The sequence below is a fragment of the Pseudomonas sp. L13 genome, from assembly GCF_009935965.1.
Taxonomy (GTDB): Bacteria; Pseudomonadota; Gammaproteobacteria; order Pseudomonadales; family Pseudomonadaceae; genus Aquipseudomonas; species Aquipseudomonas lactis.
This window is the reverse complement of record NZ_QODJ01000001.1, coordinates 51,248-73,338: the sequence shown is the minus strand read 5'-3', so window position 1 is coordinate 73,338 and position 22,091 is coordinate 51,248. Positions and strand designations below refer to the sequence as shown.

The following is a 22,091-nucleotide window of genomic DNA, read 5'->3' as shown; positions in this document are numbered from 1 at the left end:
GCGAAGAGCTTCCTGACGGCGCGATCAACCAGAATGTCCGCGTTATGGTTGGGGTTCTTCGCGAGCAAGCTCGCTCCTACAGGATGGGGGTCAGACTTGGCCGTATTGCTGGCCGTGGCGCAGCCAGCGGTTGAGTAATGGGCTGACGTGATCGGGCCAACGCTCGAGCAGGGCCTGCGCGGCATCGCGCACGGCGGGCAGCAGGTCGGCATCGCGCATCAGGTCGGCAACCTTGAATTGCAGCAGGCCGGTCTGGCGCGTGCCGAGCATTTCACCGGGGCCGCGCAGTTCGAGGTCTTTTTCGGCGATGACAAAACCGTCATTGGTTTCGCGCATGATGCCCAGGCGCTGGCGACCGATCTGCGACAGTGGCGGGTGATAGAGCAGCACGCAGTGGCTGGCGGCGCTGCCCCGGCCAACCCGCCCGCGCAACTGGTGCAGTTGCGCCAGGCCCAGGCGCTCGGGGTTTTCGATGATCATCAGGCTGGCGTTGGGGACGTCCACGCCCACTTCAATCACGGTGGTAGCCACCAGCAACTGAAGGTTGCCGGCCTTGAACTCGGCCATCACCGCGGCTTTTTCCGCCGGCTTCATACGGCCATGGATCAACCCGACCTTGAGCTCACCCAAGGCGCTGGTAAGGTCTTCATAGGTGGTTTCGGCGGCCTGGCAGGTCAGTTCTTCGGACTCTTCAATCAGGGTGCACACCCAGTACGCCTGGCGGCCTTCGGCGCAGGCACCGCGCACGCGCTCTATCACTTCGACGCGCCGCGTGTCGGTGACCAGCACGGTGTTGACCGGGGTACGCCCCGGCGGCAGTTCGTCGAGAATCGAGGTGTCGAGGTCGGCGTAGGCGCTCATGGCCAGGGTGCGTGGGATCGGCGTGGCGGTCATGATCAGCTGGTGCGGGTTCATGCGCCCGCCCACGCCTTTCTGGCGCAGGGCCAGGCGCTGTTGCACGCCAAAGCGGTGCTGTTCGTCGATGATCACCAGCGCAAGGTTCTTGAACTGCACTTCGTCCTGGAACAGTGCATGGGTGCCCACCACCATCGGTGCGCCGGCGGCGATCTGTTCCAGGGCGGCCACGCGGTTCTTGCCTTTGAGCTTGCCAGCCAGCCACGCCACTTCCAGGCCCAGGGGTTCGAGCCAGCGCTTGAAGGTGATGAAGTGTTGTTCGGCGAGGATTTCCGTCGGTGCCATCAACGCCACCTGATAGCCAGCTTCCAAGGCTTGCAGGGCGGCGAGGGCGGCAACCACGGTTTTGCCGGCGCCTACGTCGCCCTGGATGAGCCGCAGCATGGGCTCTTGCTGGCTGAGGTCGTAGGCGATTTCATTGCCCACACGCTGTTGCGCGCCGGTCGGTGCAAAGCCGAGGTTGGCCAGGTATTGCGCGGGCAGCCGCGTGGCCTTGGGCATCGCCGGGGCGCGCAGGGAACGCATGCTTTCGCGCAGGCGTTGCTGGGACAGCTGGTGCGTGAGCAGTTCTTCAAAGGCCAGGCGATGCTGGGCCCAGTGATGGCCGAGGGCGAGTTCGTCCACATCGGCATCGGCGGGCGGGTGATGCAAATACCGAATCGCATCGGCCAGCGGCGCCAATTGATAGTCGCGGGCCAGCTCCAAGGGCAGCCAATCGGGCAGGCTTTGCGGGCCGAGCATGGTCAGGGTCTGCATGCACAACTGACGCAGACGTTGCTGGGGCAGGCCCTCGGTCAGCGGGTAGATCGGCGTGAGCGTGGTGTCGACCGGTGGCGGCTCATCGCCGGTAATTGCGCGGTATTCCGGGTGGTAGATTTCCAGGCCCGATGCGCCTGGGCGTGCCTCGCCGTAGCAGCGCACGCGGGTGCCACGCTTGAGGCCTTCCTTCTGCGCGTTGCTGAAGTGGTAGAAGCGCAGGCTCAAGCCGCCGGTGCCGTCCTGCAGGCGCACCACCAGGCTGCGGCGCTTGCCCATCACCACGTCGGCGCCACTGACGGTGCCTTCGATCACCGCGTCCTGCCCAGGGCGCAAATGGCCGATGGGCACCACGCGGGTGCGGTCCTGATAGCGCAGGGGTAGGTGGAACAGTACGTCCTGAAGGTTCTCCAGGCCGACCTTGGCCAGTTTCTCGGCCATGGCCTCACCGACACCCTTGAGTGCCGTCACCGACACCTGCGACAGCTCAGTCATACCGTGGCTTAGCTCGCAACGGGCGGCTTGGCCACCGAACACAGGCGGATCGAGTCCGCGAGGATCTCAATCGCTTTGGGGCGCGGGAAGCTGGCGCGCCACGCAATCGCCACGGTACGGAACGGCACCGGCGGCGTGAGTGGGCGCACTTCGATCACGCCCTGGGCGTAGTGATGGCTGTCCACCGCAGACAGCGGCAGGATCGAGATGCCCAGGCCGGACGCGACCATATGGCGAATGGTTTCCAGGGAGCTGGATTCCACCGTGGTGTGCTTGGCGCCGTCGTTGCCCTTGGTCAGGGTCGGGCAGGCTTCCAACACCTGGTCGCGGAAGCAGTGGCCTTCACCGAGCAGCAGCAGGCTCTTGTCGTTGAGCAGGCCGGCGTCGATGGTGTCCTTCTTGGTCCACGGGTGGGAGGCCGGCATCAGCACGTAGAACGGCTCGTCGTAGAGCGGCAGGGTCAGCACGTCCGCCTCGTTGAAGGGCAGGGCGATGATGATCGCGTCCAACTCGCCGTTGCGCAGTTTGTCGCGCAGCACGTGGGTGAAGTTCTCTTCGATATACAGCGGCATCTGCGGCGCGACGCGGTGCAGTTGCGGGATCAGATGCGGGAACAGGTACGGGCCGACGGTGTAGATCGCGCCTACCTTGAGTGGTGCGGTCAGCTGGTTCTTGCCGGCCTGGGCCAGTTCGCGAATGCTTTGCGCTTGTTCCAGGACCTTCTGAGCCTGGGCAACGATGCCTTCGCCCACCGGGGTGAGGCGCACGGCGCTCTTGCTGCGCTCGAAAATCAGCACACCGAGTTCGTCTTCAAGCTTTTTCACACCCACCGACAGCGTCGGCTGGCTGACGTGGCAACGCTCGGCTGCATGGCCGAAGTGCTGTTCTTGGGCGAGGGTCACGATGTAGCGTAATTCTGTGAGAGTCATAGCGGGCGTCCATGAGGTTGCGGGCCAAGCATACCGGCTGCAATCGATAGACGCACGTTATCAGAACTTTGCTGGGGATTGAGTGGGGAATGTCGGAATTTTACTGAGGTAATAAAGCGCATGTGGGAGGGAGCAAGTCCCTCCCACACTGCGTTGTCAGCGGCGACGCTTGTCGATGTTGTAAACAAACGGTGCGACCAGTTCGACGCTGCCGTTTTTCAACAGGTCGGCAGGCGGCTTGGGTAGCGGCTGAGCCTTGCGGATCATCTCAAGGGTTGCACGGTCCAGGTCGGCGTTGCCGGAGCGGCCCTCCAGTTCGTAAGACAGCACATTACCTTCGCCATCGACCACGAAGCGCAAGCGGTTCATGCCTTCCTTGCCACTGCGTTGGGCGCCAGGCGGGTACTTCTTGTACTTCTGCAGATGCGCCAGCAACGTGCTTTGCCAGGAAGCCTGGGCGGCCAGCTGCTGTGCCGACGGGCCAGGCGCAGGCTGGGCGGACTTTTGCGCAGGTGCGTTGCTCGGCGGCGTTTCGCTCGGTGGCTCCTCGGAAGGTTTCTCCTTGGGCGGCTCGGGCTTCTTCTCCACCGGCTTTGGCGGTTGTGGCTTAGGCTTGGGCTTGACCGGCTTGGGCACCTGGATGGTTGGCTTGGGCGCCTCGGCCAGCTTCGGCAGGGGCAGCTCTTCGACCGGTGGCGGCGGCGGCGCAACGACCTTGGGCGGTGCTGGAGGCGGCGGTGGCGCTGGCAGCGGCGCCAGGTCGATGACCATGGCGGCGGGTGGCAGCTGGATCGCCTGCGGCGCAGACCATTGGAGCGCGATGATGATCGCGACGGCATGCACGCCCAGCACGACGGCGAGGCTGGTGCCATAACGCGTCAGTTTGTGGCGCGTCGTGATCATTTCTTGGCTGCCGTCTCAAGTCCGACCAGGCCTACCTTGAGGTAGCCGGCTGCCCGCAGGGCATCCATCACGCTCATCAGGTCACCGTAGTCCACGCCTTTGTCGGCCTGGAAGAAGATCGTCGTGTCTTTCTTGCCTTGGGTCTTGGCATCCAGCACCGGCCCCAGGGTCTCAGCCTTGACTTCTTCTTCGCCCAGGAACAGGCGTTGGTCCGCCTTGACGCTGAGGAAGATCGGTTTCTCTGGCCGCGGCGCCGGCTTGGCGCTGGACGCGGGCAGGTCGACCTTGATGTCCACGGTCGCCAGCGGTGCGGCCACCATGAAGATGATCAGCAGCACCAGCATCACGTCGATAAACGGCGTGACGTTGATTTCGTGGTTCTCGACGAGTTCGTCGTCGCCTTGATTCAAATGCAGGCCCATGGCCGATTACCCCACTTTCACCATGTGCGGTTGCGAGCTGCGCTCGGTAGGCAGGTGATCGAGGTCACGGCTGACCAGCAACAGGACTTCAGCTGATGCATCCGACACCTGGGCCTTGTAGCCGGCAATCGAACGGGCGAAGACGTTGTAGATGACCACCGCAGGAATCGCGGCAACCAGGCCCAGGGCGGTCGCCAGCAGGGCTTCGGCGATGCCGGGGGCAACGACGGCGAGGTTGGTGGTCTGGGTTTTGGCGATGCCGATGAAGCTGTTCATGATGCCCCACACGGTACCGAACAAGCCGACGAAGGGTGCGGTGGAACCGATGGTGGCGAGTACGCCGGTGCCGCTGCTCATGTTACGGCCACAGGCGGCAACCAGGCGCTCCAGGCGGAAGCTGACGCGCTCCTTGATGCCTTCTTTTTCGCGGGTGTTGGCTGAAAGGCGCATTTCTTCCAGCGCGTCGTGCACCAGCAGGTTGGCCAGGGTGCCCTTCTTGGTCGCGGTTTCGCTCGCTTCCTTGAGGGTGGTGGCTTTTTTCAGGTGGACGATTTCAGCACGCAGACGACGCTTGGCGCCCAACAGCTCGAAGCCTTTGGCAATCCAGATGGTCCAGGTGATGATCGAGGCGATGGCCAGGCCGATCATGACGGCTTTCACCACCACGTCAGCATTCTGGTACATGCCCCATGGGGACAAGTCGTGGGCCATGCCCAGGGTGTTGTCTTCTTCCAGTACCACGCCGGTTTCGTCGGCAGGTGCGGCAGCGCCGGCGGCCTGGGCCGGGTCGGTGGCCACTGGCGCGACGGCAGGCGCTGCCGGGGTCGCGGCATTTTGCTCGGCGGCTGCTGGAGCGACGGGGGCGGTGGCGTCAGCGAATGCGGCGGTCGGTGCCAGCAGTACGCTGAACAGCATCGCAGCAATCGCACGCCAGGCGCGGGACGGGCTGCGAAGCTTGGTTGGCGAAGCGGGGGTTGTATGACGTGTCATGCTGGCCGGACCTGAGAGAAAAAATGGGTAATCGTCCTTCCAGACCATTTCGGGTCGAGGACAAATGGGCGGTTATTATTGCAAGTAATTCTTGTTAACTAAAGTGGCACTGTTACTTTATTTCGCTTTTTACTGGCCGTTGATCCACTCGCGCGGCTAATCTGCGCCTTTAAGAATGGAGTTTTATGATGTCTGCGCCTTCTGTTGTGATTGCCGGTTGCGGTGATGTGGGTAGTCGGCTGGCTAGCCAATTGCTGGCCTCGGAATGGGAGGTTCACGGCCTGCGCCGCGATATTTCGCGCTTGCCCGACGGGGTGATCGGCATCGCCGGCGACCTGTTCAAAAAGGACTGCCCTGACACCTGGCCCATCGGCGGGGTGGATTACCTGGTGTACTGCGCCGCTGCCACTGACCACGACGAAGCCGGCTATCGCGCCGCTTACGTGCAAGGGTTGCTGCATGTGTTGGAGTGGCTGGAAGACTACGGTCAGACGCCCAAGCATTTGCTGTTTGTCTCCAGCAGCAGTGTGTATGGGCAGCAAAACGGCGAGTGGGTCGACGAAACGTCCGAGACGCAAGCGAAGGGCTATTCGGGGCAGGTGATGCTGGAGGCTGAACAGGTTGCGCTCAATAGCGGTATTCCAGCGACCATCGTGCGACTGACCGGGATTTACGGCCCGGGTCGTGAATGGCTGCTCACTCAGGTTCGCCAAGGCTATCGCGTAGCGGTTGACCCGCCGTTGTATGGCAACCGTATCCATGCTGATGATGCCGCGGGCCTGCTCGCCTTTTTGCTGCGGCATGTGGAAAAGGGCGGTTCGCTGGACAAGGTCTATATCGGCGTTGACGATGCACCGGCACCGCTGGCCGAGGTGGTGGCCTGGTTGCGCGAGTACCTGGGGGTGACCGAGTGGGCCGAGGACGCCAGTGTGCGGCGTGCGGGGAGCAAGCAGTGCAGTAATGCACGTATCAAGGCGCTTGGCTGGACGCCGACATACCCGACTTACCGGGAAGGCTATGCGGCGATCCTAAAAGGCTGAATGCGATCAAAAATGTAGGAGCGAGCTTGCTCGCGAAAAACTTCAACGATAGCGCGTGTTTCCTGACTCAACGCGGCGCCTAGGGGTTTTTCGCGAGCAAGCTCGCTCCTACACTGGGCTTGGTATCCATGTTGAGGCGGTTATTACTTTTCAAGCAACCATTGGCGCGGGCCTGGCGTAAACGAAGGCACTTCATCGGCCTGCGCGGTATTGATCGCCTGGAAGATCTCCAGTTGCTCACCCTTGCGCGCGAAGATCCAAGGATTGCCCTGGCCGTTCAGTTGCAGCCAGATGCTGTCGTAGCCGCCGCTCATGGAGGCGCAGTCGCCTGCCAGGCAGAGTGAATAGCGATCAACCCCCGGCAGGCCGGCGACCTTGCCGTCAGCCTGGAACTGCACCGTGGCGCCGCTGCCGGTGCCGTCGCTGATTTTCCAGTCGCCGCCCATGTAGGCCGCGTACAGTGCGCGTTCGAAGTTGGCGCCCAGTGGCGCGCCTTCTGGGGCTGGGTCTTTGGCGCGGGCAAACAGCTGCTCGGGCTCGTTGTCGTTGGCCACTTGCAGCAGTTGCTTGCCTTTGCGCTTGAGTTCGGTGGCAGAGCTGCCATAGAAATCCACGTTCCACGCGCCGGGCTTTTCACCCGACAACTTGCCTTCCGCCACCTCAAAACCGTTGTAGTAGCGCGCCTGCAAGGCCTTGGTGTTGACCTCCCACTCAAGGTTGGGGCCATAGGACTGCAGGGCTTCACGCAAAGGGCCGCCCTTGGCCGCCGCGTCGATGGCGGCCTGGTTGATCCAGGTGCCGCTCACATCCAGGTCGGCGGGGTTACTGGCACAGCCGCCGAGCAACAGGGCGATCAACGAAGAGGCTACAAGCGCTTTGCGCATTACGAAATCCTTATGAAACGAAGCCGGCGCAGCCTGTTGGGGCTGCGCCGGGTGTTTTACTCGATGACCAGAATGGCGTCCATCTCAACCTGTGCGCCCTTTGGCAGGGCGGCAACGCCGATGGCGGCGCGGGCTGGGTAAGGTTGTTCGAAGTACTTGCCCATGATCTCGTTGACCTTGGCGAAGTGACTGAGGTCGGTGAGGAAGATGTTCAGCTTGACGATGTCCTTGAACGAACCACCGGCAGCTTCAGCCACGGACTTGAGGTTTTCAAAGACCTGTACGGTCTGGGCTTCGAAGCCCTCAACCAGCTCCATGGTCTTTGGGTCCAGTGGGATCTGGCCGGACATGTAGACGGTGTTGCCCGCCTTGATCGCCTGGGAATAAGTGCCGATGGCAGCTGGAGCTTTATCGCTGGTGATAACTGTCTTGGTCATGAATGACTCCTTGTAATGGATCGGTTATGCACGCATGCGGGTGATGCGGATCACACCGGTCAAGGCGCGCAACTTTTTGATCACGCGGGCCAGGTGCACGCGGTCGTGCACGCTGACCACCAGTTGGACCACGCTGATGCGACCATCGCGTTCGTCCATGCTGATTTTCTCGATATTGCCGTCGGCGGCGTTGACGCTGCTGGCCAGCAGGGCGATGAGGCCGCGCTGGTGTTCCAGCTCCACCCGCAGCTCGACGTTGAATTCGCCGGTGACATCCTTGGCCCACGAGAGCTGGATGCATTTTTCCGGGTTGTGGCGGATTTCGGTGATGTTGCGGCAGTTGTCCAGGTGCACCACCATGCCTTTGCCTGCGGACAAGTGGCCGACAATCGGGTCGCCCGGGATCGGCGTGCAACATTTGGCGTAGCTGAGTACCAGGCCCTCGGTGCCGCGAATCGCCAGCGGGCCTTCGGGGCTCGGCAGCTGTTCGCCTTCGCCCAGCAGGCGGCGTGCAACCACGTAGGCCATGCGGTTGCCCAGGCCGATATCTTCCAGCAGGTCTTCGATGGTTTCCTGGCGGTACTCGTGGAGCATCGCTTGCACGCGCTCTTGCGGGATCTTGTCCAGGGCGCTGTCGAAGCCGTTAAGTACCTTGTTCAGCAGGCGTTCGCCCAGGCTGATGGACTCGGAGCGGCGCTGCAATTTCAGCGCGTGGCGAATATGCGTACGTGCCTTGCCGGTGACCACGAAGTTGAGCCAGGCCGGGTTCGGGCGAGCGCCCGGTGCGCTGACGATCTCCACCGTGGAACCACTTTGCAGCGGTTCGGACAGCGGGGCCAGGCGCCGGTTGATGCGACAGGCGATGCAGCTGTTGCCGACATCGGTGTGCACCGCGTAGGCAAAATCGACCGCCGTGGAGCCTTTGGGCAGCTCCATGATGCGGCCTTTGGGCGTGAACACGTAGACCTCGTCCGGGAACAGGTCGATCTTCACGCTTTCGATAAATTCCAGGGAGTTGCCGGCACGTTGCTGCATTTCCAGCACGCCCTTGACCCATTGGCGCGCACGGGCATGGGTGCCTTTGGGCTGTTCGTCGCCGCTGGATTTGTACAGCCAGTGGGCGGCGATGCCGTTGTTGGCCATCTCTTCCATTTCACGGGTGCGGATCTGGATCTCGATCGGCACCCCGTGCATGCCAAACAGGGTGGTATGCAGGGACTGGTAGCCGTTGGCCTTGGGAATTGCGATGTAGTCCTTGAAGCGGCCTGGCAGGGGTTTGTACAAATTGTGTACAGCACCCAGTACGCGGTAGCAGGTATCGACCTTGTCGACGATGATCCGGAATGCATACACGTCCATGATCTCGTTGAAGGCCCGACGCTTGCCGCGCATCTTCTTGTAGATACCATAGATGTGCTTCTGCCGGCCGCTGACCTCGCCCTCGATCTCGTCGATCGCCAGGCAATGGCTCAGGGACTCTTCGATCTTGTTGACGATTTCCTTGCGGTTGCCCCGTGCGCGCTTGACCGCCTGGTAGATGCGCGCCGAGCGCATGGGGTGCATGGCTTTAAAGCCAAGGTCTTCGAATTCGATACGAATGGCGTGCATGCCCAGCCGGTTGGCGATGGGCGCGTAGATTTCCAGGGTTTCCTTGGCGATGCGTCGGCGTTTTTCGCCGGACAGCACTTCCAGCGTGCGCATGTTGTGCAGCCGGTCGGCCAGCTTGACCAGGATCACCCGAATGTCTCGGGCCATGGCCATGGCCATCTTCTGGAAGTTTTCCGCCTGGGCTTCGGCCTTGGTCTCGAAGTTCATCTGGGTCAGCTTGCTGACCCCATCGACCAGTTCGGCCACGGTTTCGCCAAATTGCGCACTGAGCGCTTCCTTGGCAATGCCGGTGTCTTCGATCACGTCATGCAGCATCGCGGCCATCAGGCTCTGATGGTCCATGTGCATGTCGGCAAGAATATTGGCCACCGCAAGAGGATGGGTGACATACGCCTCGCCGCTACGGCGGCGTTGGCCGTCGTGGGCTTGTTCGGCGTAGAAATACGCTCGGCGAACCAGGTTGACCTGGTCTGCGCCGAGGTAGGCCGATAAGCGATCGGCGAGGGCGTCTATGCTCGGCAAAGTGTGAACTCCTGCCGATGGCTGTGACCCCGCGCCGTGCTACGTCGACCAGGCATAGGCTTAGACGTCCTCGTTGGACTCGCCTTCGAACGCTGCAAACAGCGGTTCGTCTTCAACGATTTCGGCGTTGGCGATGAACTCGTAGCTCATCAGGCCTTCAGCGATTTCACGCAGCGCTACAACGGTAGGCTTGTCGTTTTCCCACTGGACCAGGGGCTCTTTGCCGCCAGTGGCCAGTTGACGGGCACGCTTGGTAGAGAGCATGACCAGCTCAAAGCGGTTATCCACGTGTTCTAGGCAGTCTTCAACGGTTACGCGGGCCATGGTATTCCTCGGAGCGAATGCAAGATGCGCGCTGCCCGGTTGGGCGAGCGGACTGAGCAGTTTAAAAAATCACCAGCGTTTAGGGAAGCGCTGATTTTTCGCAGGCCTTCGCAAAACCGCTACAAGTGCCAATGTAAGGCCCTTGCAGCTGTTTTGGGAAGAGCCAATCAGCCGAGCAATTCGGCGAGTAATTTGCCGAAACGTTGCTGTTGGCGCTTTTGCTGCAGCTGGTTGGCGCGGAAAATCGCCTTCAAATCGTCCAGTGCGTGGGCAAAGTTGTCATTGATGATCAGGTAGTCGTAGTCGACGTAGTGGCTCATTTCGCTGACGGCCTCGCGCATGCGCCCCTCGATAATCTCATCGCTGTCCTGGCCGCGGTTGGTCAGGCGCTGGTGCAGGGCTTGGAGCGAGGGCGGCAGGATGAAGATAGAGCGTGCCTTGGGCATCAGTTGGCGCACTTGTTCGGCGCCCTGCCAGTCGATTTCCAGGATCAGGTCGTGGCCTTCGTCCAGGGTCTGCTGCAGGTGGCTCTGCGAGGTGCCGTAAAGGTTGCCGAACACTTCGGCGCGCTCCAGGAAGTCACCGTGTTCGATCATTTTGACGAACTCGGTACGCTCGACGAAATGATAGTGAACGCCATCCACTTCGCCCGGGCGCATGGCACGGGTGGTGTGGGAGACCGAAATGCGGATCTGCTCGTCGGCGTCGGTCAACGCCTTGACCAGGCTGCTCTTGCCCGCGCCCGAAGGGGCGGAAATGATGTAAAGGGTGCCGGTGCTGTGGGTCATGGAGGGTGCCTTACTCAATGTTCTGTACTTGTTCGCGCATTTGCTCGATCAACACTTTGAGGTTGACCGCCGCCGTGGTGCTGCGCGGGTCGAACGCCTTGGAGCCCAGTGTATTGGCTTCGCGGTTGAGTTCCTGCATCAGGAAGTCCAGGCGCCGACCGGCGGCACCGCCGGACTTGAGTACGCGGCGCACTTCAAGGATGTGGGTGCTCAGGCGGTCGAGTTCTTCGGCCACGTCGCTTTTTTGCGCGAGCAGGACCATTTCCTGTTCCAGGCGCGTCGGGTCGAGGTCGGCCTTCATGTCGGTGAAGCGGTCGAGGACCTTCTGGCGCTGGGTGGCGAGCATCTGCGGTACCAGTTCGCGCAGGGTCACTACGTCGGCTTCGATCGACGTCAGCCGCTCGTTGATCAGGCGCGCCAGTTCGGCGCCTTCGCGCTCACGGCCGGCCTTGAGCTCCTTCAGGCCCTGGTTGAACAGGGCGAGGGCTTCGGCATTCAAGGCCTGTGGGTCTGCCGCGTCGGCCACCAGCACGCCGGGCCAGGCCAATACTTCCAGAGGGTTCAATGCGGCCGGCTGCTTGATCAGGCCAGCGATGGTTTCGGCCGCAGCCACCAGTTGGGCGGCGCGGTCACGGTCAACCTGCAGCGGCTTGCCGGTGGTTTCTTCGGTAAAGCGCAAGGTGCATTCCAGCTTGCCACGGGAGATGCCCTGGCGCAGCGCTTCACGCACCGCTCCTTCGAGGTCGCGGAACGACTCTGGCAGGCGCAGGTGCGGCTCCAGGTAACGGCTGTTGACCGAGCGCAGTTCCCAGCTGAGGGTGCCTTGGGCCCCGGCTTTTTCGACACGGGCGAAGGCGGTCATGCTGTGCACCATGGAGGTACCTCGCGTTGGATAAATAGAAATTGGCCAGGCCGACCTGTAGGAGCGAGCTGGCTCGCGAAGAACGCAAGGGCACCGCGTTGAATCAGGAAGGCCCCGTAATCGTTGACGTTTTTCGCGAGCCAGCTCGCTCCTACCGTCTGGAGGCGCAGGATTGTAGCGCAGTGGGAGGGGGGCACCCAAACATGGGCATTGGTAACCAGATTTTTTAGAAGTGCCCCGAACCGGCTTGCGGCTCTATAATGCTCGGCAGTTTTTCGTCCTCAGTACAGGTATCCCCTATGAAACGTCCAAGTGGTCGCGCTGCCGATCAGCTCCGCTCGATCCGCATCACCCGCAACTACACCAAACACGCCGAGGGATCTGTACTGGTCGAGTTTGGCGATACCAAGGTCATCTGCACTGTCAGCGTCGAAAACGGCGTGCCGCGCTTCCTCAAGGGCCAGGGCCAGGGTTGGTTGACCGCTGAATACGGCATGCTGCCGCGCGCCACTGGCGAGCGTAACCAGCGTGAAGCCAGCCGTGGCAAGCAAGGCGGGCGCACCCTGGAAATCCAGCGCTTGATCGGTCGTTCCCTGCGTGCCGCTTTGGATATGTCCAAGCTGGGTGACGTCACCCTCTATGTTGACTGCGACGTGATCCAGGCTGACGGCGGTACCCGCACCGCGTCCATCACCGGCGCCATGGTGGCCCTGGTTGATGCTTTGAAAGTGATCAAGAAACGCGGCGGCCTGAAAGCGGGTGACCCGCTCAAGCAGATGATCGCCGCTGTGTCGGTTGGCATGTACCAGGGCGAGCCTGTGCTGGACCTGGACTACCTGGAAGACTCGGCCGCCGAGACCGACCTCAACGTGGTCATGACCAGCACCGGTGGTTTCATCGAAGTGCAGGGCACTGCCGAAGGCGCGCCATTCCAGCCGGCTGAGCTGAACGCCATGCTGGCCTTGGCCCAGAAGGGCATGACCGAAATTTTTGAATTGCAGAACGCCGCGCTGGCTGACTGAGCCGGCCCCAAGGAGAAGTGCCATGAATGACAGCCAGTTGCCGGTTCCGGCACCGTCCAAGGAAGTACGCCAGTGGGCAATGTTGTGTCATTTCGCGGCATTCCTGGGGTTGGTATTCCCCTTCGGCAGCTTGCTGGGGCCGTTGATCCTGTGGCAGTTCAAGAAGGACATGGACCCGCTCGTCGATGACCAGGGCAAAGAGGCGCTGAATTTCCAGATCACCGTGGCGATCGCCTGGCTGGTGTGCCTGTTGCTGGGCTTTGTGGTGGTCGGCTTCTTGCTGATGACCGTGCTGGTGATCGGGGCGTTGATACTGACGATCATCGCCGGTATCAAGGCCAACAAAGGCATTGCCTACCGGTATCCGTGGACCTGGCGCCTGGTCAAGTAACCGAGCGGCCACAAAAAAACCGACATCACTGTCGGTTTTTTTGTGCCTGGAGAATGACCTCAGATGGTCAATGTCCAGTCGTAGTCCACGATCAGCGGCGCGTGCTGCGAGAAGCGCGGCTGGCGCGGCAGGCGTGCACTGCGCACGAACCGGCGCAGGCCCGGGGTCAGCAGCTGGTAGTCGAAACGCCAGCCCAGGTTGAGCATCTCGGCCTGTTCGTTATCCGGCCACCAGCTGTACTGGTCGCCTTCGCGGCTGACTTCGCGCAGGGCATCGACATAGCCCATGTTGCCGACAATCTCGTCCATCCAGGCGCGTTCCGGCGCCAGGAAACCTGGGGATTGCTGGCTGTCGCGCCAGTTCTTGATATCCAGCTTCTGTTGCGCCACGTACAGCGAGCCACAATAAATGTACTCGCGACGTTTGCGTCGCTGTTTATCCAAGTAACGGGCGAAATCGTCCATTAGCTTGAATTTCTGGTTCAAGTCTTCATCGCCGTTCTGCCCGGAAGGAAGCAGCAAGGTCGCGATGCTGACCTTGTCGAAATCGGCTTGCAGGTAACGCCCGTAGCGGTCGGCTGTCTCGAAGCCGAGGCCGCTGATGACCGCCTTGGGTTGCAACCGCGAGTACAAAGCCACGCCACCTTGGGTGGGCACTTCGGCATCGCAGGCATAAAGGAAGTAGCCATCCAGTTGGAAGGCTGGGTCGTCCAGTTCAAAGGCGGAGGCACGGGTGTCCTGCAGGCAGATGACGTCGGCATTCTGTGCTTGCAGCCAACTGAGCAAACCACGCTCGACTGCAGCCTGAATACCATTAACGTTCACACTGATGATCCGCATAAATGGCCCCAAAAATCGCGTGCGTGTATGATACACGCCGTCCACCCAATTAGCTAAATCCGTGGTATCTGAGGCTTTTTTCATGCAGGCGTATCAGCGCGATTTCATTCGTTTTGCCATCGATCGCGGCGTTTTACGCTTCGGTGAGTTCACCCTCAAGTCCGGGCGCACCAGCCCGTACTTCTTCAATGCGGGCCTGTTCAACTCAGGTTCGGCCCTGGCTCAGCTGGGCCGTTTCTATGCGGCAGCCATCGTTGAGAGCGGTATTTCCTTCGACGTACTCTTTGGTCCGGCCTACAAGGGTATTCCCCTGGCTGCGGCGACAGCGGTCGCCCTGGCGGAGCATCACGGGCAGGACCTGCCGTGGTGTTTCAACCGTAAGGAAGCCAAGGCCCATGGTGAAGGCGGCAGCCTGGTCGGCGCGCCGTTGACCGGCGATGTGCTGATCATCGATGACGTGATCACCGCGGGCACTGCTATCCGTGAAGTGATGCAGATCATCGCTTCCCAGGACGGCGCCAAGGCTGCCGGTGTGCTGATCGCCTTGAACCGCCAGGAGCGCGGCAACGGTGAGTTGTCGGCGATCCAGGAAGTGGAGCGTGACTTCGGCATTCCGGTGGTGAGCATCGTATCGTTGAACCAGGTGTTGCAGTTCCTGGAAGATGACCCGCAGCTCAAGCAGCATTTGCCAGCTGTGCGTGCATACCGAGAGCAGTTCGGCGTCTGACACTGAATCCTGTGGGAGCGGGCTTGCCCGCGATAGCGGTGTGTCAGGCGGTGCATTTTTGCATGTACTGCCGTCATCGCAGGCAAGCCAGCTCCCACATTTGAACGGTGTACAAACAAAAAGCCCCGCTCAATTCAATTGAGCGGGGCTTTTTTGTTTGCGGCGATTAAGAGCGCTTGCGGTTACTGATCAGCGTGCCCATGCCGGTATCCGTGAAGATTTCCAGCAGTACCGCGTTCGGCACGCGGCCATCGATGATCAGCGAGCTGCCGACGCCGCCTTGCACCGCTTCCAGCGCGCAGCGGATCTTGGGCAGCATGCCGCCGTAGATGGTGCCGTCGGCGATCAGGTCGTCCACCTGTTGGGTGGTCAAGCCGGTCAGTACCTTGCCTTCCTTGTCCATCAGGCCAGCGATGTTGGTCAGCAGCATCAGCTTTTCAGCCTTCAACGCTTCCGCCACTTTGCCCGCCACCAGGTCGGCGTTGATATTGTACGACTCGCCATTGGCGCCCACGCCAATCGGCGCGATCACCGGGATGAAGTCACCCTTGACCAGCAGGTTGAGCAGGTCGGTGTTCACGCCCACCACTTCACCCACCTGGCCGATATCGATGATTTCCGGCTGGGTCATTTCAGGTGTCTTGCGGGTAACGGTAAGCTTTTTCGCACGGATCAACTCCGCATCCTTGCCGGTCAGGCCGATGGCGCTGCCGCCGTGGCGGTTGATCAGGTTGACGATGTCTTTGTTGACCTGGCCACCGAGGACCATTTCCACCACGTCCATGGTTTGCGCGTCAGTGACACGCATGCCATCGATGAAGTGACTCTCGATCGACAACCGCTTGAGCAGGTCGCCGATTTGCGGGCCGCCGCCGTGAACGACCACCGGGTTGATCCCCACGGCCTTCATCAGCACGATGTCGCGGGCAAAGCCGGTTTTCAGCTCATCGCTTTCCATGGCATTGCCGCCGTACTTGATCACCAGCGTCTTGCCGACGTAGCGTCGAATATAAGGCAACGCTTCGGACAGGACCTTGGCGGTGTTGGCAGCGGCTTCGCGTTCGAGGGTCATTCAGGGCTCCGGGCAAAAAATCAGAACGGTAATTGGAGATCAGGGGCAACACGTTTCAACTGGGCGTGGAACACGTCCTTGATGCGCTGCAACTCGGCCTCGGTATCCGCCTCGAAACGCAGGACCAGCACCGGTGTGGTGTTGGACGCGCGAACCAGGCCCCAGCCTTTGGCGTAATCGACTCGCACACCATCAATGGTGGTCAGGTTGGCGCCTTCACCCCATTGCGCATCGTGCAATGCGTCAATGATGCTGAATTTGCTCTCCTCGGTCACATGGATATTGATCTCAGGCGTAGAAATATCATTCGGGAAGGTCTGAAACAGCTCTTGCGCCGTGGATTTCTCCTTGCTGAGGATCTCCAGCAGACGAGCGGCGCTGTAAATACCGTCGTCAAACCCGAACCAGCGCTCCTTGAAGAACACGTGGCCGCTCATTTCACCGGCCAACAGCGCGCCGGTTTCCTTCATTTTCTTTTTGATCAACGAGTGACCGGTCTTCCACATTAGCGGGCGACCGCCGTATTCCTTGATCAATGGCGTGAGGCGGCGAGTACATTTCACGTCGAAGATGATCTCGGCGTTGGGGTTGCGCGCCACGACGTCACGGGCAAACAGCATCAACAGGCGGTCCGGGAACACGATCTCGCCGGTTTCGGTCACCACGCCCACACGGTCGCCGTCGCCATCGAAGGCCAGGCCGACGTCGGCGCCCACTTCCTTGACCTTGGCGATCAGGTCCACCAGGTTTTCCGGCTTGCCTGGGTCTGGGTGATGGTTGGGGAAGTTGCCGTCCACTTCGCAGAACAGGGGGATCACGTCGCAGTTAAGGGCTTCGAGCAGTTGCGGGGCAATCACGCCCGCTGCGCCGTTGCCGCAGTCCACCACGACTTTCAGGCGGCGGGCGAGTTTGACGTCGCGGGTGATTTCATCGGAGTAGCGCGGGAGGATATCGACCTTGGTGATGCTGCCGGTGCCGCTGGTCAAGTCGTTGGTCTTCAGGCGGGTGTGCAGGGCCTGGATCTGTTCATTGGCCAGGGTGTCGCCAGCGATGACGATCTTGAAGCCGTTGTAGTCCGACGGGTTGTGGCTGCCGGTGAGCATGACCCCGGATTTGCCCGCCAGCACGTTAGCGGCGTAGTACAGCGCGGGGGTTGGCACCAGGCCGACGTCGCTGACGTGGCAGCCGCTGTCAGCCAGGCCCTGGATCAGTTGCTCGACCAGCTCCGGGCCGGACAAGCGGCCGTCACGGCCTACCGAAACGTTGGGTTCGCCCTGGGCCAGGCTCTGGGAGCCGATGGCGCGGCCGATCCAGTAGGCGGTTTCGGCGGTCAGGGTCTTGGGGACCACGCCACGGATGTCATAGGCGCGAAAAATGCTGTCGGGAAAGGTCGGGGCTACGCGGGCTGCGGTACTCATCGCGGGGGAAACTCCATCTGAAAGGGGGCAAGGCTGGCCTGATGTGGCTGGCCGGCAGGCTCAAACTGAAGGGTATGACGGCGTTTTCGGCAGAGAGTTCGTGGTGTAAAAATGCCATCGGCGCTCTGGCTTTAGCATTATTTTTACCTAGTCCTTTGATTTCATTAGAGAAATCTCGATGATTATTTCCGCGCATTCTTCATCCTGAAAAGCCGGGCGGTGGCGCGTGTCCGGACGATGGCGTCCGGCCACGTTCAGCTTAGTCAGTGACTGCCGGAATGCCCAAAACCGCCTGCGCCGCGTTGGGTTTCGTCAAATTCCTGCACCAATTCAAAATGCGCCTGCACCACCGGCACCAGCACCAGTTGGGCAATGCGCTCGCCAATAGCGATGTTGAAAGCAGTCTGGCCACGGTTCCAGCACGACACCATCAACTCGCCCTGGTAGTCGGAGTCGATCAGGCCGACCAGGTTGCCGAGCACGATGCCATGTTTGTGGCCCAGGCCGGAGCGCGGCAGGATCAGCGCCGCCAAGCCAGGATCGCCGACATAGATCGACAGGCCAGTGGGAATCAGGATGGTCTGGCCCGGCTCAAGGACGGTGTCCTCCTTGAGCATGGCGCGCAGGTCCAGGCCGGCGGAGCCCGGCGTGGCGTAGGCCGGCAGGGGAAATTCGTTGCCGAGGCGTGGATCGAGGATCTTGGCTTGCAAAGCGTGCATGGAGATTAAACCTGGTTCAGCCGTTGGGCGATAAAAGAGATCAGTTGGCGGGCAATCTTGCCCTTGCTGGTCTGGGCGAAAAGGGTGGCGTGCAGTTCGCGGTCGATCACGCTGCACGCATTTTCCTCGCTGTTGAAGCCGATGCTCGGGTTGGCGACATCATTGGCAACGATCAGGTCGAGGTTTTTGTCTTTCAGTTTGCGTGCGGCGTAGTCCAGCAGGTGCTCGGTCTCGGCAGCGAAGCCGACGCTGAACGGGCGATCCGGACGGGTAGCGATGGTGGCCAGGATGTCTGGGTTGCGCACCATTTGCAGGAGCAGGCCGTCGCCGCTCGTAGGGTCTTTCTTGAGCTTCTGCGGGGCGACGACCTCCGGGCGGTAATCCGCAACCGCTGCCGAGGCGATAAACAGGTCGCAGGGAATGGCGGCTTCGCAGGCCGCCAACATGTCCCGGGCGCTGACTACGTCGATCCGCGTGACGCGATCAGGAGTCGGCAAATGCACGGGGCCTGTGATCAGTGTGACGCGTGCGCCTGCCTCGACCGCAGCTTCTGCCAACGCAAAGCCCATTTTTCCTGAGCTATGGTTGGTGATGTAGCGCACCGGGTCGATGTTTTCCTGGGTTGGGCCGGCGGTGATCAGCACGTGCTTGCCGGTCAGGGCCAGGTGCTGGAAGCACTCGGCGGCGCACTGCGCGAGGTCGGTGGCTTCGAGCATGCGGCCCAGGCCGACGTCGCCGCAGGCCTGGCTGCCGGACGCCGGGCCGAACACCTTGAGGCCGCGGGTTTGCAGGAGTTGGGTATTGGCCTGGGTGGCCGGGTCGCGCCACATGGCCTGGTTCATGGCCGGTGCGATAGCGACGGTGGCGTCGGTGGCCAATACCAGGGTGGTGAGCAGGTCATCGGCAATGCCCTGGGCCAGGCGGGCGATCAGGTCGGCGGTGGCCGGGGCGATCAGCACCAGGTCGGCCCATTTGGCCAGTTCGATATGGCCCATGGCGGCTTCTGCTGCCGGGTCCAGCAGGTCGAGGTGAACCGGGTGGCCGGACAGGGCCTGCATGGTCAGCGGGGTGATGAACTCACTGCCGCCACGGGTCATGACCACGCGCACTTCGGCGCCCTGGTCCAGGAGCCTGCGAACCAACTCTGCGCTCTTGTAGGCGGCAATGCCGCCGCCGACGCCGAGAACGATGCGTTTCCGATACAGACGCTGCATTGGTTTGCCTTTCCAGTTCAGTGATGCCAGTTCAGTGACGCCTGCGATGACCCCTCCCCAGGTGAAATCGCCGGCAAAAAAGAGGGCCCTACGATAACACAGCGCCCGCCGGGCAACAGCGGAGCAGATACAGGGAGGTGGGATGAGTATTCGTGATTGGCCCGTGGCGGAGCGTCCGCGGGAGAAGTTATTGGACGGTGGCGCGGCGAGCCTGTCCGATGCCGAGCTGTTGGCGATCTTCCTGCGTACGGGAGTTGCCGGCCGAAGTGCGGTCGACCTGGCGCGCCATCTGTTGGCGCAATTCGGTGGCCTGCGCCCGTTACTGGAGGCCAGCCAGACGCTGTTCAGCCAGCATCTGGGGCTGGGGCCGGCGAAGTTCGCCCAACTGCAGGCGGTGCTGGAAATGTCCCGGCGCCACCTGGCCGAGCGCTTGCGAGCTGACTCGGTGCTGGAGAGCCCGTTGGCCGTGCGCGAGTACCTCAAGGCACTGCTGCGCCATGAGCCCCATGAGATCTTCGGCTGCCTGTTCCTGGATTCCAAGCATCGGGTGCTGGGGTTCGAGGCCATGTTCCAAGGCACCATCGACGCTGCGATTGTCTATCCGCGACAAGTGGTCAAGCGCGCCTTGGCGTACAACGCGGCGGCGTTGATCCTGTGCCACAACCACCCGTCGGGGAGTGCGGAGCCCAGCGCGGCTGATCGAAAATTGACCAAGCTGCTGCAAAAGGCGCTGGATGTGGTGGATGTGCGGGTGCTGGACCACATCATCGTGGGCGATGGTGATCCGTTGTCGATGGCTGAATACGGTTGGCTGTAGTGGCCCTGCCGCTGTAGGAGCGAGCTTGCTCGCGAAAAACCTGAGAACCCCGCGGGGCTTCAGGTTTGCCGCGTCATCGTTGACGATTTTCGCGAAGCTCGCTCCTACAGGTGGGAGTGTTCCTTAGGGTTTGAGGCTGACCTTCGAGTAGTCCTGGCGGCCGAACGGGCTTACCTGGTACCCATCGATGTTCTTGCGGGTCAAGGCAAACGCCGTTGGGTGCGCCAGCGGTAACCACAGCGCTTGTTGCTGGATCTGCGCCTGGGCCTGCTGATACAGCTTGCTGCGCACGCCTTGCTCGCTGGTGGTTTTGCCGGCACTGATCAACTTATCCAGAGTGGGGTCGCAATAGCGGGCGAAGTTGGTGCCGGACTTCACCGCGGCGCAGGAGAACTGCGGCGTCAGGAAGTTATCCGGGTCGCCGTTGTCCCCGGCCCAGCCCATGAACAGCAAGTCGTGCTCGCCGGCCTTGGCGCGGCGGATCAACTCGCCCCATTCGATCACGCGAATCTCGGCCTGGATGCCAACCTTGGCCAGGTCGGCCTGCAACAGTTGGGCGCCGAGGTTCGGGTTGGGGTTGAGCAGGCTGCCGGTAGGGCGGGTCCATATCGTGGTTTTGAAGCCGTCCTTGAGCCCGGCGCGGCCCAGCAGCGCCTTGGCTTTGGCGAGGTCCTGCGGGTAGCCTGGCAGCTCTTTGGCATAGCTCCAAGTGTTCGGCGGGTAGACACCGTTGGCCGCTTCGGCGGTGCCTTCGAACACGGCCTTGAGGTAGCTGCCCTTATCAAAGGCCAGGTTGATCGCCTGGCGTACTTCGGGCTTGTCCAGCGGTGGGTGCTGGCTGTTGATGGCGACGAATGCGGTCATGAACGCGGCGGTTTTTTCCACCTTCAGCGCCGGGTCTTTTTCGGCCTCGCCCACATCCAGGGGCTTGGGCGACAGGGCGATCTGGCATTCATCGCGGTGCAGCTTCTGCAGGCGTACGTTGGCGTCTGGGGTGATGGCGAAAATCAGGTTATCCACCGCCGGTTTGCCGGCGAAGTAGTCCGGGTTGGCCTTGTAGCGCACCACGGCGTCTTTCTGGAAACGCACGAACACAAACGGGCCGGTGCCGATCGGCTGGCTGTTGAGCTTCTCGGGTGTGCCGGCCTTGAGCAGTTTGTCGGCATATTCGGCCGGGTAGATCGAGGCAAAGCCCATGCTCAGCGCCGGCAGGAAGGTGGAGTCGGCGTGGTCGAGGGTGAAGCGCACGGTCAGCGGGTCAAGGGCGTCGATTTTCTTGACCAGTGTGGGCAATTGCAGGGATTGAGCGTGAGGAAAGCCGCTCTGGGCGATCTTGTGCCACGGGTTGGCCGGGTCGAGCATGCGCTCGAAGCTGAAACGCACGTCTTCGGCGGTCAGGGTGCGGCTAGGGCTGAAATAGCTGGTGCGATGAAATTTCACATCGGGGTGCAGTTTGAAGGTGTACGTCAGCCCATCGGGCGACACTTCCCAGCTGTCTGCAAGGCTCGGTACCAACTTGCCACTGGCCGCGTCGAATTCCACCAAACGGTTCATCAGCACATCGGCCGAGGCGTTGGTGGTGGTCAGCGAATTGTACTGCACCACATCGAACCCTTCGGGGCTGGCCTCGGTGCAAACGCTCAAATTGGTGGCCGCAACGGCCATCGGCGCAATAAAGAGAGGGGCAAGCAATAGCGGTAGGGCAGCGAGGCGCATATTCGGTTTCCTGTGCAGATCGAAGGCCCATCTGCGAGTGCAGTCTGGAAAAAGCCTACCGTAGAGGTCTGATTGATAAATGACTAGCCCATTTTTGCCTGTGCTTTTGGCGCAAATGCTGTTTTGATGGCGCCTGCGCGTGTTGCGCCGTGCACTTCCCTGTGACCGCAGGCGTTGTAAATCATTCTGTGCGACGAGCGGTCGGTTGTTACAGCGGCCCATCCTGGCAGCGGTTCAGGCAGTTGTGATCACGATTTACGCTGCTAAAAGTACACAGGTTG

The 22,091-nt window shown here is 61.5% G+C and carries 21 protein-coding genes and 1 pseudogene; 5 read left to right on the top strand and 17 right to left on the bottom strand.

Features of this window, described 5'->3' with window-relative positions:
* Positions 1-90: 90 nt before the first annotated feature.
* The 5 genes from recG to exbB all read right to left on the bottom strand — a co-directional run bounded on the left by recG (position 91) and on the right by exbB (position 5,410).
* The gene (recG, locus tag DK871_RS00365; RefSeq protein ID WP_161903620.1) at positions 91-2,166 is read right to left on the bottom strand and encodes an ATP-dependent DNA helicase RecG; all 2,076 of its coding nucleotides are present in this window, start codon (positions 2,164-2,166) and stop codon (positions 91-93) included.
* An 8-nt stretch (positions 2,167-2,174) separates the two neighbouring features.
* Positions 2,175-3,095 carry a hydrogen peroxide-inducible genes activator gene (locus tag DK871_RS00360; protein WP_003195523.1) on the bottom strand — a complete coding sequence of 307 codons (921 nt, stop codon included), beginning with the start codon at positions 3,093-3,095 and terminating at the stop codon, positions 2,175-2,177.
* A 156-nt stretch (positions 3,096-3,251) separates the two neighbouring features.
* Positions 3,252-3,998 (bottom strand): energy transducer TonB, encoded by a 747-nt coding sequence (locus DK871_RS00355; protein ID WP_161903619.1) that lies wholly within the window; start codon positions 3,996-3,998, stop codon positions 3,252-3,254.
* The gene (gene exbD, locus DK871_RS00350; RefSeq protein WP_003195519.1) at positions 3,995-4,420 is read right to left on the bottom strand and encodes a TonB system transport protein ExbD; all 426 of its coding nucleotides are present in this window, start codon (positions 4,418-4,420) and stop codon (positions 3,995-3,997) included. Before exbD ends, DK871_RS00355 begins: the two co-directional genes overlap by 4 nt.
* Positions 4,421-4,426: 6 nt before the next feature.
* Positions 4,427-5,410 (bottom strand): tonB-system energizer ExbB, encoded by a 984-nt coding sequence (gene exbB, locus DK871_RS00345; protein ID WP_161903618.1) that lies wholly within the window; start codon positions 5,408-5,410, stop codon positions 4,427-4,429.
* A 188-nt stretch (positions 5,411-5,598) separates the two neighbouring features.
* On the opposite strand from exbB, the gene DK871_RS00340 reads away from it, so the two are divergent.
* Positions 5,599-6,450: an SDR family oxidoreductase gene (locus tag DK871_RS00340; RefSeq protein WP_161903617.1), complete on the top strand. Its 852-nt coding sequence runs from the start codon at positions 5,599-5,601 to the stop codon at positions 6,448-6,450.
* 143 nt (positions 6,451-6,593) lie between these two features.
* Here DK871_RS00340 and DK871_RS00335 read toward each other — a convergent pair whose 3' ends face one another.
* The 6 genes from DK871_RS00335 to DK871_RS00310 form a co-directional block, all read right to left on the bottom strand.
* Positions 6,594-7,334, bottom strand: coding sequence for a hypothetical protein (locus DK871_RS00335; protein WP_161903616.1), 741 nt, complete (start codon positions 7,332-7,334; stop codon positions 6,594-6,596).
* Positions 7,335-7,390: 56 nt separating this feature from the next.
* Positions 7,391-7,771, bottom strand: coding sequence for a RidA family protein (locus DK871_RS00330; RefSeq protein ID WP_003176922.1), 381 nt, complete (start codon positions 7,769-7,771; stop codon positions 7,391-7,393).
* Positions 7,772-7,795: 24 nt separating this feature from the next.
* The gene (gene spoT, locus DK871_RS00325) at positions 7,796-9,901 is read right to left on the bottom strand and encodes a bifunctional GTP diphosphokinase/guanosine-3',5'-bis pyrophosphate 3'-pyrophosphohydrolase (protein ID WP_003195510.1); all 2,106 of its coding nucleotides are present in this window, start codon (positions 9,899-9,901) and stop codon (positions 7,796-7,798) included.
* Between the two features lie 60 nt (positions 9,902-9,961).
* On the bottom strand, positions 9,962-10,225 hold the full coding sequence (gene rpoZ, locus DK871_RS00320) for a DNA-directed RNA polymerase subunit omega (protein ID WP_003195508.1): 264 nt from the start codon (positions 10,223-10,225) through the stop codon (positions 9,962-9,964).
* Positions 10,226-10,392: 167 nt separating this feature from the next.
* Positions 10,393-11,013: a guanylate kinase gene (gene gmk / locus DK871_RS00315; RefSeq protein WP_161903615.1), complete on the bottom strand. Its 621-nt coding sequence runs from the start codon at positions 11,011-11,013 to the stop codon at positions 10,393-10,395.
* A 10-nt stretch (positions 11,014-11,023) separates the two neighbouring features.
* Positions 11,024-11,887: a YicC/YloC family endoribonuclease gene (locus tag DK871_RS00310; protein WP_003195504.1), complete on the bottom strand. Its 864-nt coding sequence runs from the start codon at positions 11,885-11,887 to the stop codon at positions 11,024-11,026.
* 287 nt (positions 11,888-12,174) lie between these two features.
* Here DK871_RS00310 and rph point away from each other — a divergent pair, with 287 nt between their 5' ends.
* The gene (gene rph / locus DK871_RS00305) at positions 12,175-12,897 is read left to right on the top strand and encodes a ribonuclease PH (RefSeq protein WP_003195497.1); all 723 of its coding nucleotides are present in this window, start codon (positions 12,175-12,177) and stop codon (positions 12,895-12,897) included.
* Positions 12,898-12,919: 22 nt separating this feature from the next.
* Positions 12,920-13,288: a DUF4870 domain-containing protein gene (locus DK871_RS00300; protein ID WP_032894534.1), complete on the top strand. Its 369-nt coding sequence runs from the start codon at positions 12,920-12,922 to the stop codon at positions 13,286-13,288.
* A gap of 59 nt (positions 13,289-13,347) precedes the next feature.
* On the opposite strand, the gene DK871_RS00295 is transcribed toward DK871_RS00300, so the two are convergent.
* Positions 13,348-14,127: an exodeoxyribonuclease III gene (locus tag DK871_RS00295; RefSeq protein ID WP_003195493.1), complete on the bottom strand. Its 780-nt coding sequence runs from the start codon at positions 14,125-14,127 to the stop codon at positions 13,348-13,350.
* An 82-nt stretch (positions 14,128-14,209) separates the two neighbouring features.
* Between DK871_RS00295 and pyrE the strand changes: the two genes are divergently transcribed.
* Positions 14,210-14,854 (top strand): orotate phosphoribosyltransferase, encoded by a 645-nt coding sequence (gene pyrE, locus DK871_RS00290; protein ID WP_003195489.1) that lies wholly within the window; start codon positions 14,210-14,212, stop codon positions 14,852-14,854.
* A gap of 166 nt (positions 14,855-15,020) precedes the next feature.
* Here the strand turns inward: pyrE and argB are convergent, their stop codons facing one another.
* The 4 genes and pseudogenes from argB to coaBC form a co-directional block, all read right to left on the bottom strand.
* Positions 15,021-15,926 carry an acetylglutamate kinase gene (argB, locus tag DK871_RS00285; RefSeq protein WP_003195487.1) on the bottom strand — a complete coding sequence of 302 codons (906 nt, stop codon included), beginning with the start codon at positions 15,924-15,926 and terminating at the stop codon, positions 15,021-15,023.
* Between the two features lie 20 nt (positions 15,927-15,946).
* Positions 15,947-17,353: pseudogene (locus DK871_RS00280) on the bottom strand (phosphomannomutase/phosphoglucomutase); the annotation flags it as partial.
* 254 nt (positions 17,354-17,607) lie between these two features.
* On the bottom strand, positions 17,608-18,063 hold the full coding sequence (gene dut, locus DK871_RS00275) for a dUTP diphosphatase (protein ID WP_003195482.1): 456 nt from the start codon (positions 18,061-18,063) through the stop codon (positions 17,608-17,610).
* Positions 18,064-18,068: 5 nt separating this feature from the next.
* Complete coding sequence (coaBC, locus tag DK871_RS00270) at positions 18,069-19,277, bottom strand: bifunctional phosphopantothenoylcysteine decarboxylase/phosphopantothenate--cysteine ligase CoaBC (RefSeq protein ID WP_003195481.1); 1,209 nt, start codon at positions 19,275-19,277, stop codon at positions 18,069-18,071.
* A gap of 142 nt (positions 19,278-19,419) precedes the next feature.
* Here coaBC and radC point away from each other — a divergent pair, with 142 nt between their 5' ends.
* Positions 19,420-20,094 carry a DNA repair protein RadC gene (radC, locus tag DK871_RS00265; RefSeq protein ID WP_161903613.1) on the top strand — a complete coding sequence of 225 codons (675 nt, stop codon included), beginning with the start codon at positions 19,420-19,422 and terminating at the stop codon, positions 20,092-20,094.
* A gap of 123 nt (positions 20,095-20,217) precedes the next feature.
* On the opposite strand, the gene DK871_RS00260 is transcribed toward radC, so the two are convergent.
* Complete coding sequence (locus DK871_RS00260) at positions 20,218-21,810, bottom strand: ABC transporter substrate-binding protein (RefSeq protein ID WP_120247455.1); 1,593 nt, start codon at positions 21,808-21,810, stop codon at positions 20,218-20,220.
* Positions 21,811-22,091: the final 281 nt, after the last annotated feature.